Genomic DNA, 9,881 nt, shown 5'->3' with positions numbered 1-9,881 from the left:
AACCTCACGATGCGGCAGCTCGCACCGCTTTTTGGGATCTCCTCGGCCACCGTCTGCCGGGTCATCCAGCGCCTGGGGCCGCTGCTGGCGCTGGAGCCGGCCCCGCGGCCGGTCGCCGGCGCGGACCGGTTGTGGATCGTGGACGGAACCTTGATCCCTGTGCGCGACCGCACGGTTGGCGCCTCGTCGAGGAACTACCGCTTCTCGGCGAACGTGCAGGTCATCATCGACGCGGACAGCCGCCTGGTCGTCGCGAGCGCCCGCCCGGCACCGGGGAACAAGGCCGACGCCCACCTCTGGCGCGAGTCGGATCTGTCCGCCGTACGGCCGGGACAAGGGTCATGGCGGATGGCGCCTACCCGGGGACCGGCCTCATCGTCCCGTCCCGACCGCGGAAGGGGCGGACGACCTCTCCTGCGCGGGCGGGAGGAGGACAACGCCGAACACCGCCGGGTCAGGGCACACGTCGAGCACACCTTCGCCCGTATGAAGAACTGGAAGATCCTCCGCGACTGCCGCCAGAGGGGCGACGGCCTCCACCACGCCGTCCAGGCCGACCAGGCGGGCTTGCAGCAGCCATGCGGTCGGGCCCGGCCCAGCCAACCCGCAAGCTCCCCACGTATGGCAGACACGGAACCGGGGGCTGCACGGCGCGATGCCGTACATGCGCCGTTGTTCAACTCGCGGCGTTGCTTTTGGCGCCCCTGTCGGTACAGGGCAGGCGGCCGTTGCCGTAGGCGGTGGTGTAGTCGTCGGTGATGTCGTCGGCGACGCCGTTGATGGCGGAGGGAGAGATCTGGATGGCGCCGTTGAAGGGCCGCTCCACGTCACGGATGACGAGCAGGACAGTCGTGAGCAGGGCGGTGAGGACGATGAGGCCGCTGGTGACGAGCAGGGTGTTCTTGCGTGGGAGGCACAGAGCCAGGGCGACCACGAGGAAGGCCAGCGCGGCGAGGGTGAGCCAGTACACGGCGCTGGGGATGGCCGGAGTGGACTCGGCAATGCGGGTCTGGCGGGCTTCCGAGCGTTCCTTGTCGGCGGCGACCAGCATGTTGAATGCGGAGGCCTCAGTGCCCATCTGCTTGAGGGCGGCACGGAAGTCAGTGGTCCAAGTGCTGGGTTGCTGCGCGCCGCGACCGTCGGCCATGGCTGGCCATTCATAGGCGCGTACGGCGCGGGCATAGCAGACGACATCGGCCTGCAACCGCTGGCGCTGCGAAGCGGGGGCGTAATCGGCGACTTCGAAAATGTGGTCCACCACGCCGGCCTCTTTTCGGGCCGCCTCGTCCGCTTTGCCATTGGACGTGGAAGCGGTCACCAGTACGAAGGCGAGGACGAAGACGGTCAGGGTCTGCAGGGGCAGAACAAAGTCTCGAATCGTCAGGGAGGGGGTCTCTGTCTCCTCCAAGCGACCGCGCAGCACCCAGTGGGCGATCAGCCCGGTGACCAGGGCCAGGGCCGCAACGACGATGGTGATGATCACGCGACACCTGTTTCGTTCCGAGCCGGCGCCTCCGGATCCGATCATCACGGCCTGGTCGCGTCGGACATGTTTAGTGACCCGGCTGTGGTGCAGGAGATCACCCTTTCAGGTGCTGGATCGTGTTGCGCGGCCAGGCCGCCGCACATCATCGGCGAACGCGTGTTCCTCCCGAGAGCCGGCCCGACCCGGCCCCCAGCCGGACGCGGCGTGATGCAGCTGACGGGCTGGAAGTTGGCCCGATCACGGGCGCGGGCAGCAGCCAGTTCGATGGTCGGCGGGAGTGGGGGTACGGATCTCGCGGCGGTGGGGGCGGTGCTCGGCGCGCGCGGTGGTGTGCAGAAGCCCTCGCTCAACGGCCCCGCCCCTCCTCACCTCGCTGGGGTCTTCGGTTCAGCGAGAAGACCGTGAACCCGCGAACCGGTACGCGAACTCCGCCCGTGCTTTCCTGGAGCAGGGCATGGGGCGCGGTTGACGAGCGGCGAACCAGGTGGCAAGTAACCCGCCGGCAGCTTCCGGGCGTGTTTTCAGCGTGGCGGGCCTGGGCCTGGGCCTGGGCCGGCGGCCGGCCCGGCGCCCCGAGTCTCCCTGCCGCGATCCCGTATGTCCGCAGCTGTGGCGAATGCGTGGTGCGGCAGCTGTTCGGCCCCGGGCGCCGCTGCGGCGGGAGCCGGTGGCGGGAGCCAGTGGCGGCACCGGATCAGCCGCTTCACATCGGCGGCATGTGTACTCAGACAGCCGACATGCCCCGGCGCCCCCATACGGCGCTGCGGATGCCGCGGACGGCGGTGAGTAGGAGCATGAACGCATGGACGATGACCACGGTATTGCGCAGGCCGACCGGGACGGGGCGGCCCAGGACAACGGGGGCAGCCCGGCCGCGGGCGACGCGACAACCCTGGTCCAGGCAGCGCGCGAAGCTGTCGCCGGCCGTGGCTGGCACCTGATGCCCCCGGCTGCGGCCTCGCAATGTGTGAGCGCCGGTTCCTCCGTATGGGAGCGGTTCGCCGCACACTGGGAAGACCTGGTGACGGATCCGTACGCAGCCGAGAAAGGTACGCGTCGCCTCCGGCGTTACGGTCAGTTCCTGCTGTCCCGGGGTGGGGAGGTCGCGCCGCTGGGTCACCAGGCGTTCGTACAGCCCGAGGACAGCAACCCCCTATATGTGGGCGTCGAACGTCGTTTCGAGCCGCTTACCGAGGCGTTCCGGGCAGAACCGGTGCTGTACGCGCTGATCCGGTTGCTCGGTGACGTTGCCTGGGGGATGGACGATACCGCTGAGTGGATCGTCAGAGTCCACCCCTTCCGGGTGATCGCGCAGGCGGACAACCTGGCGCAGCCCACCCCTGAAGGCCGGCACAAGGATGGCGTCGACCTGGTGTCCTCGCTGCTGATCTGCCGTGAGAACGTGACCGGCGGCCGCAGCACGGTCTATGACGCGGACGGCCACGAGATCGCGGCCACCACGCTCAGCCAACCCGGCACCCTGCTGCTGAGCGACGACCGGGCGACCTGGCACGCCGTCTCGCCGGTCCGCCCGCAGGACACCGGCCGGCCCGGCCACCGCGACGTCCTGGTGACAACGCTCACCGCCCGCTGACCCGTGCCTCGGGCACCACGCTCACCGCCCGCTGACCCGTGCCTCGGGCACCACGCTCACCGCCCGCTGACCCGCGCCTCGGGCACCACGCTCACCGCCCGCTGACCGCACCCCGGGCACCACGCCCGCGGGCGGTGGCCAGCACGAGCCGGTCCACCACCGCCTGCGGCCCGGCCCCGTCCGCCGCCCAGGCCCGCTGCCGGGCGGCTCCGTCACCGAGGCTGGAGAGCCGATCGAACAGAGCCACGACCTCGTCCAGATCCCCGGCGTCCTCCAACGCCGGCCGCAGGAAAGCCAACAACTCCTCGGCCAGGGCTGCCACGGGCCGGTAACCGCCGGTGACCGGATCGAAGCCCTTGTCGCTCCACCCGTCGCGGGCGGCCCGCCAGCACGCGGCCCGCAGCACCTCCCCCTCCCAGACAGGTCCCGGGTCACCGCACTGCGCCCGGGCGGCGGCGGTGACGGTGAGCGCGCGCAGCAGAACGGCAACTGCGACGGTGTCGTCGAGATCCTGCAGTACGTCCATGGCGCGGATCTCCAGAGTGGGCAACCGCGGGTTGGGCCGCAGGTCCCAGAACGGCGTGCCCGCATCCAGCATCGCCTCGGTATCCGCGATGGTCACGGCCAGCCGCTCGTGCTCCTGCAACGACGCCGCATAGGGCGGGGGACCCAGGCAGGGGAAACGGCTGCGGATGACCGACCGCCAGCTGGCGTAGCCGGTATCACGGCCGCGGTCGAACGGCGAGTTGGCGCTCAGCGCGATGAGCAGCGGCAGCCAGGGCCGCAGGTGGTTGGCTGTCAGGACCGCGAGCTCGCGGTCGGGCAGGTGGACGTGGACATGGAGGGCGCTGATGGCGAAGTCGTCCATCATGCTCCGGTACTGCGTCTGTCCCGCCTGGTAGCGCGGATGGTCGGCCACCAGCACCGGCCCCGCCTCCTGGATCACCGCCGTACCCGACGCACACAGACCAGCCCCCTCGGCACGGGCCGCCGCGACCAGCGCTCCGCGCACCCGCTCCAGATCCCCGCGCAGCTCACCCGCAGACCGGCACGGCGACGTGCGCCCTTCGACCTGGCACAGGGCGAATTCCTTCGTCACCAGATCACCCACTTCTTCGGCGGCGCGCTCGGCGACCGCCGGCCCGGCCGGGACGAGTAAGCGGGTGTGCGGGTCGACGAGGAAGAACTCCTCTTCCACCCCAATCGTCGGTACGCCAACGGACGGATCACAAGGCGGTGGGGATGCGTTCACGTCGTCCAGCATCGCGACAAAACGGTGCTGCGGGGCCCGCCACGCGCAAATAGGCAGCCATGCAGGCTCATCCGCACCTCTCGCCGGATGATCAGTCGGGGGCTGTCCGCATCCCGAGTCCGTTTTCCCTACTGACCGTGGGCAGGGCAGCTTCTCTTACACGATGCGCCAGGTCTTCCCCGAGGAGATCTGCCAGGCCTGACCGGACCACGGATCCGAGGACCTCGCCGGACGCGGGGTTCGACCTCCGTGGAGCGGAGTTGCTGTTCCGGGTGCCGACCGAACGACAGGAGAAGAACAGCGTCGCGATCACGTCCTATATCGGGCTGTCATCGGCCTGCCGAACCGAACCTGGACCAAGACTGCGATGTACGGTCCGTGACGATGCTGCCGGGGTATAGCTGGGTACCGAAGCGGTGGCGCACCCCGGACAGGGGATACCTCCTCGCGAGGCGGGCGCGCGCAAGGCGGAACGGGCGGCATCCGGCGCGGCGCCGGCCAGGACGGCGGAGGGCACGTCACATCCGGCACGGAGGGACAGGGCAGTGATGACGAGGACGGTACGTGAGCGGATCGGAACAGTAGTGACTCTCGCCGGCGTGGCCGCCGCGGGGGTGTCGGTGCGGCACACTGCCGAACACGTGTGGGACGACACCTACCAGGTGCCGCAGGCCCGGCTGGGTGCGGGCCATGTCCAGTACCACATGGCCCGCGAGGCGCTCATCACCACGGCGGCCCTGGGCGCGCTGGTCACCGGGGTGCTGGCAGGACCGGACAGAGACCCGGCCCTGTGGCGGGCCATGGCGGTGGTCTGCGCCGGCCACTGCCTGGCCATGTGGAGTGCTGGAGTGGTCACCGGCCGGCAGGTACCCAACCGGCGGGCGGTGCGGACGCACATGGTGTCCACGGCGGGTCTGATCACCGGCGTGGCCCTGCTGCGTCCCCGCGAGCGGTGAGCTGACCGGTGCCGCAGGTGATCGTCGCCGGGGCTGGTCCGGTCGGACTGCTGACGGCCGCGCTGCTGGACGCGGCCGGCGTGCCGGTGGAGGTGTTCGAGCGCGGCGCCGGACCGAGCCGCGATGCGAAAGCGATCACCGTGCATCCGCGCACCCTGGAGGTGCTCACCGTGCTGCGCGCCACCGGCGGACAGCGGATCGCCGACATCCTGCGGTCCTACGGAACGCCCCTGCCGCATGCGCACTTCGCCGCGCTGCCGCAGACGCTCGACTACTCCCACCTCGACACCCCTTACCCGTTCGTGCTGATGGTGCCGCAGACCCGCACGGAACAGGTGCTCGCCGACCACCTCGACCACCGCGGCGTGCGCGTCCACCACAGCACGCCGGTGACCGCTCTCGAGCAGGACACCACGGCGGTACGGGTGAACGCGGGCGGCACGGCGCATGAAGCCCGGTACCTGATCGGCGCGGACGGCGCCCATAGCCTCGTGCGCCGCCAGGCGGGCATCACCTTCCCGGGCTCCGCGCCCAGTGCGGTCCCGTTCGTCGCCGACGTGGTCCTGGCCGAACCCCAGGCCACCGCAACCCACTACTGGAACCGGCAGACCGGCCTGCTCAGCGTGCTGCCGATACCGGACGGCCTCAACCGCGTCTTCGGCGTCGAGGCCACCGACACACAGCTGACACCCCAGCAAGCCCGTGACCGGCACAGACAACCGCTCACCCTCCCTGCCCTGCGGGACACCATCCGCCGGATCACCGGCCATTGGCCCGACATCCGTCACGCGCACTGGCTGTCGCGCACCACCGACGACAACCGGCACGCCGACCGATACCGGACCGGCCGGATCCTGCTGGCCGGTGACGCAGCCCACGTCCATTTGCCGGCCGGTGGACAGGGCCTCAACGTCGGCCTCCAGGACGCCGCCAACCTGGCCTGGAAACTGGCCGCCGAACTCCAGGGCTGGGCCCGCCCCTCACTGGTCGACGGCGCCCACAGCTACACCGGCGAACGCCGGCCCGTGGCCGAACGGCTCGCCACCGACACCCTCGCCCAGGGCGCCCTGATGCACACCTTCACCCACGGCGGCGAAGCACTGCGCGCGATGTTCTGCGGCCTCCTGGCACAGGACACGCCCGCCCGTGAGCACCTGGCGGGCTGGCTCTCGGGTCTGGCCGTGGCCTACGGCACCGCTGAGCACGCCGAAGCCACCAGTCACCCGCTGACCGGCACCAGAGCACCCGATCTGGCTGTGCGGGAGGGCTCACTGCTGCGCACGCTGCGCCCCGACCGGTATCTGCTGGCCGACTTCACCTCGGCTGCGGAGTTTTCCACGCTTGCCGGACCACGCGTCCACGTGACTTCCGCCCGGCCCCGGCCGGGGGCCTGGTCCGGTCTTGCCGCGGCACTGATCCGTCCCGACGGATACGTCGCTCATGCTGCTGACGCGGACACAGAACCGGAAGTCACGGCCTCGGCCGTCACCACATGGACCAGCCCTCACCACACCGCTTGAGCAACAAGACCATGTGCCATGTGGTGAGGCGGTCGTTGCCCCCGGTATGGGGCGGGGAACATGGAGTTGGATCGTTCCGGACGGGTAGTGGGAGATCGCGGAGCCGCTGATCCCGCCGTCGAGGGCGCGGCCTCAGGGCGACGGGACGCAGGGCACGCCTCCAGGCGCCGCCAGCAGGTCATACCCGAGCCGACGCCCAACTTCGGGGGTGGTTACCCCTGTTGGATACCGGTGTGCAAGACGAACAAGATCGCACACAACGCTTGCCGGTCGTTGTGGCCATGGCGACCACGGACGGTATGACCAACCACACCGCGCCCCACTTGGCGCAGACCTCCGGGGGCGCGCATGGGCACCTTCGCCCGGTAGGCAGTCGGGTGCGGATCTTCTGACATGGATCAGTGCGGACCGTCCCTGCTCCGTCGTTCCCCGCTCGTCACCGCTCACAACGTCCATGCCGCTCACCCTGCCAGAAATAGCGGACTCATCCTGTCCTCCATAGGTGCCAGGGTGACATCCATGGAAAGAACCGAACTCGACCTGAACCGGACGCTGCGCGAGCAGCTTGAGTTCCACTGGAACCACCAGCTCCGAGCCCGACTGGCGGGTCTCACCGACAACGAGTACTTCTGGTCACTGGTACCCAACGCCTGGAGCGTGCGGCCGCGCGGCAGCTCCACGGCACCGATCGAGCTGGGTGCCGGGGACTTCACGATGGACTATGCCTCCCCCCCCGCCGGTCCCCGCGGCCTTCACCACGATCGCCTGGCGGCTCGGTCACGTCATCACCGGCGTGCTCGCCGCGCGCAACGCGGCCCACTTCGGCGCGCCGGCGGCGTCGTACGAGACCTGGGAGTACGCCGACAGCGCGGCCACCGCACTCGACCAGCTGGAGGCCCAGCTCGACGTCTGGCTGGCCGGGGTGCGCGGCCTCGGCGACGCCGGGCTCCGGGTCCCGGTCGGCGAGAAGGAGCCCTTCCCCGAGATGCCCATGGCCGACCTGGTCCTGCACATCCACCGCGAGCTGATCCACCACCTGTCCGAGGTCTGCCTGCTGCGCGACCTCTACCTGCACACAAAACCGGGCACCTCCCGGGAGGGACTGATGACCGCGAGGACGACACACCTCGACCCTGACGGACTCCACCACAACCCTGCCTTCACCCAGGGCGTGATCACCCCAGCCGCTCGCACGCTCCACGTCGGTGGCCAACTCGGCACCGACCGCACGGGAAACCTGCTCGACGGCATGGAGGCACAGACCACTCAGGCGATGCGTAACGTGCTGACTGTCCTTGCTGCGGCGGGCACCGGTCCCGAGCACGTTGCCAAACTCAACATCTACCTCGTCAACGGGGCCGACGCACAGGTGGGCTACGCAGCGGCACGGTCAGCGTGGGGCGACCAACGCACAGCCATCACGGTCGTTTCCACCGCAGGGCACGCCCGCCCGGGCGCGCTCGTCGAGATCGACGCAGTAGCGATCATTCCCGAATAGGGCGTGCCCAGGAGGACCGTCCGATCGGCGTCGGGCAGGTTCGGCACCTTGTTCGCCAGGTAGGGGGCGATCACGGAGGGTGTGGGGGCGCGGTTGTCGCGCCCATCGGCGGGGGAAGGAGCTCCAGTTCCTTCCCCCGCCGAAGCCAGGCGGCGGGAGCGCTACTTGATATCGCGCTGCTGGGGGACCACGACGCCGAAGCGGTCCTGGATCGTGGCAAGCGCGGACTCGTGGACCTGCTTGGCGGGGATACCGTTGGGGTTGCCCTTGACCGGCAGCGGCCGGGTCGCGGAGGCGTCGCCCACCACGGTCGGGTGGTAACCGTTGTAGACGGCTCCCTCGGTGGTGAACAGGGTGCACATGTGGGTCATGAAACCGGCGATGATGACGTTCTCGCGGCCGGTCTTCTTGAGCTCCGCGTTGAGGTTCGTGTCGTGGAAGCCGTTGGGGACGGCCTTTTCGACAACGCTTTCACCCTTGGCCGGCTTGAGTTCCGGAATGATCTGTCCGGCCTTCGACTTGAGGTCGTAGCCCTTCTCGACGATGTGGATGACCGGCGTGTGAGCCTTGCGGGCCCGTTCCAGCAGGTTCTTGGTGTTGTCCACCGACTCACGCCAGCCGTCGAGTTCCATCGGGCCGCCGGTGTAGACGTTCTGGTAGTCGACGAGGACCAGCGTGGCGTTGGACAGCTTCGCCGGCGTCTCGTCGAGCTTCATGATCTGGCGCAGCGTCGTGGTGTCCTTCGCGACGTTCTGCTCGGAGGACGGTGACGGCTTCTTGTCGTTCTGGTCGGTGCGGGCGGCGGCGTCGGTGTCTCCGCCACAGGCCGTCACGGTGGCCGCGAGAAGGGCGGCGGCACCCAGGGCGACAAGCGAACGCGGCGGCTTCATCAGACGATCTCTTTCTGGGAGGCGGTGACGACCCCGTACAGGTCGGCGATGGTGGCGAGAGCGCCCTGGTGCACCTGGTCGGCGGGGACGTCGGTGCCCGCGACGGGCAGTGAGCGGGTGGCGGTGGCGTCGGCGGCGACCGTGGGGCGGTTGCCGTTCAGGAACGCGCCCTGCGCCGTGAACGCGACACACATGTGGGTCATCCACCCCGCGATGACGACGTCCTGGCCCTCCTTGATGTGACTCGCCAGGTCGGTGCCGACGAACGCGTTCGGGACCTGCTTGACGACGACCGGCTCCCCCTCGAGAGGGGCGACCTCCGGGTGGATCTGGCCGATCTCCGCCCGGATGTCGTACGGAGTTCCCTCCCCGCCGTCGTTGATGACATGCACGATCTTCGTGCCGGCAGCGCGGGCCCGGGCAAGCAGCTGCGCGGCGGCGTCGAGGGACTGTTCCCAGCCGTCGAGCTCCATCACGCCCTGGGTGTAGGTGTTCTGGAAGTCGATCAGGATGAGCGTCGACTCGGCCAGCTTCGCGGGCGCCTGGACGAAGCCGTTCAGCTCGCGCAGCGTGGTCCTGGACATGGGTGTACCGCCTTTGCATCGCGTAGAAGAGATCACAGCCCGACGTCGGACCTTGTCGGTCCGGGAGGCCGTGTCCACAACGCTATGAGTCCGCAGCGGTG

General features: G+C 69.6%; 9 protein-coding genes and 1 pseudogene. 6 read left to right on the top strand and 4 right to left on the bottom strand.

Features of this window, described 5'->3' with window-relative positions; genetic code table 11:
* Positions 1 to 9: 9 nt before the first annotated feature.
* Positions 10 to 759, top strand: a complete 750-nt coding sequence (locus ACWDZ7_RS35815) for a transposase family protein (protein WP_451802925.1) — start codon at positions 10 to 12, stop codon at positions 757 to 759.
* On the opposite strand, the gene ACWDZ7_RS35810 is transcribed toward ACWDZ7_RS35815, so the two are convergent.
* The gene (locus ACWDZ7_RS35810; RefSeq protein ID WP_451802919.1) at positions 677 to 1,483 is read right to left on the bottom strand and encodes a bestrophin-like domain; all 807 of its coding nucleotides are present in this window, start codon (positions 1,481 to 1,483) and stop codon (positions 677 to 679) included. The genes ACWDZ7_RS35815 and ACWDZ7_RS35810 overlap by 83 nt on opposite strands.
* An 805-nt stretch (positions 1,484 to 2,288) precedes the next feature.
* On the opposite strand from ACWDZ7_RS35810, the gene ACWDZ7_RS35805 reads away from it, so the two are divergent.
* Positions 2,289 to 3,080 carry a 2OG-Fe dioxygenase family protein gene (locus ACWDZ7_RS35805; protein ID WP_451802917.1) on the top strand — a complete coding sequence of 264 codons (792 nt, stop codon included), beginning with the start codon at positions 2,289 to 2,291 and terminating at the stop codon, positions 3,078 to 3,080.
* A gap of 91 nt (positions 3,081 to 3,171) precedes the next feature.
* Here the strand turns inward: ACWDZ7_RS35805 and ACWDZ7_RS35800 are convergent, their stop codons facing one another.
* Complete coding sequence (locus ACWDZ7_RS35800; RefSeq protein ID WP_451802915.1) at positions 3,172 to 4,344, bottom strand: carboxylate-amine ligase; 1,173 nt, start codon at positions 4,342 to 4,344, stop codon at positions 3,172 to 3,174.
* A gap of 536 nt (positions 4,345 to 4,880) precedes the next feature.
* On the opposite strand from ACWDZ7_RS35800, the gene ACWDZ7_RS35795 reads away from it, so the two are divergent.
* The 4 genes and pseudogenes from ACWDZ7_RS35795 to ACWDZ7_RS35780 all read left to right on the top strand — a co-directional run bounded on the left by ACWDZ7_RS35795 (position 4,881) and on the right by ACWDZ7_RS35780 (position 8,306).
* A complete protein-coding gene (locus ACWDZ7_RS35795; protein WP_451802913.1) occupies positions 4,881 to 5,288 on the top strand; it encodes a hypothetical protein in 408 nt (135 codons plus the stop codon).
* 8 nt (positions 5,289 to 5,296) lie between these two features.
* Positions 5,297 to 6,808 (top strand): FAD-dependent monooxygenase, encoded by a 1,512-nt coding sequence (locus ACWDZ7_RS35790; RefSeq protein ID WP_451802912.1) that lies wholly within the window; start codon positions 5,297 to 5,299, stop codon positions 6,806 to 6,808.
* Between the two features lie 46 nt (positions 6,809 to 6,854).
* Positions 6,855 to 6,968, top strand: a pseudogene (locus ACWDZ7_RS35785) (IS5/IS1182 family transposase); the annotation flags it as partial.
* 561 nt (positions 6,969 to 7,529) lie between these two features.
* On the top strand, positions 7,530 to 8,306 hold the full coding sequence (locus ACWDZ7_RS35780) for a Rid family hydrolase (RefSeq protein ID WP_451802911.1): 777 nt from the start codon (positions 7,530 to 7,532) through the stop codon (positions 8,304 to 8,306).
* A gap of 161 nt (positions 8,307 to 8,467) precedes the next feature.
* On the opposite strand, the gene ACWDZ7_RS35775 is transcribed toward ACWDZ7_RS35780, so the two are convergent.
* Entirely contained in the window at positions 8,468 to 9,196 is a 729-nt protein-coding gene (locus ACWDZ7_RS35775; protein ID WP_451802909.1) for a cysteine hydrolase family protein, read from the bottom strand.
* Entirely contained in the window at positions 9,196 to 9,780 is a 585-nt protein-coding gene (locus ACWDZ7_RS35770) for an isochorismatase family protein (protein WP_451802907.1), read from the bottom strand. Before ACWDZ7_RS35770 ends, ACWDZ7_RS35775 begins: the two co-directional genes overlap by 1 nt.
* Positions 9,781 to 9,881 lie beyond the last annotated feature (101 nt).

The sequence above is a fragment of the Streptomyces sp. NPDC003032 genome, assembly GCF_053591415.1.
Note: the sequence above shows the minus strand (reverse complement) of the source record. Positions and strands in the feature narration are given on the sequence as shown.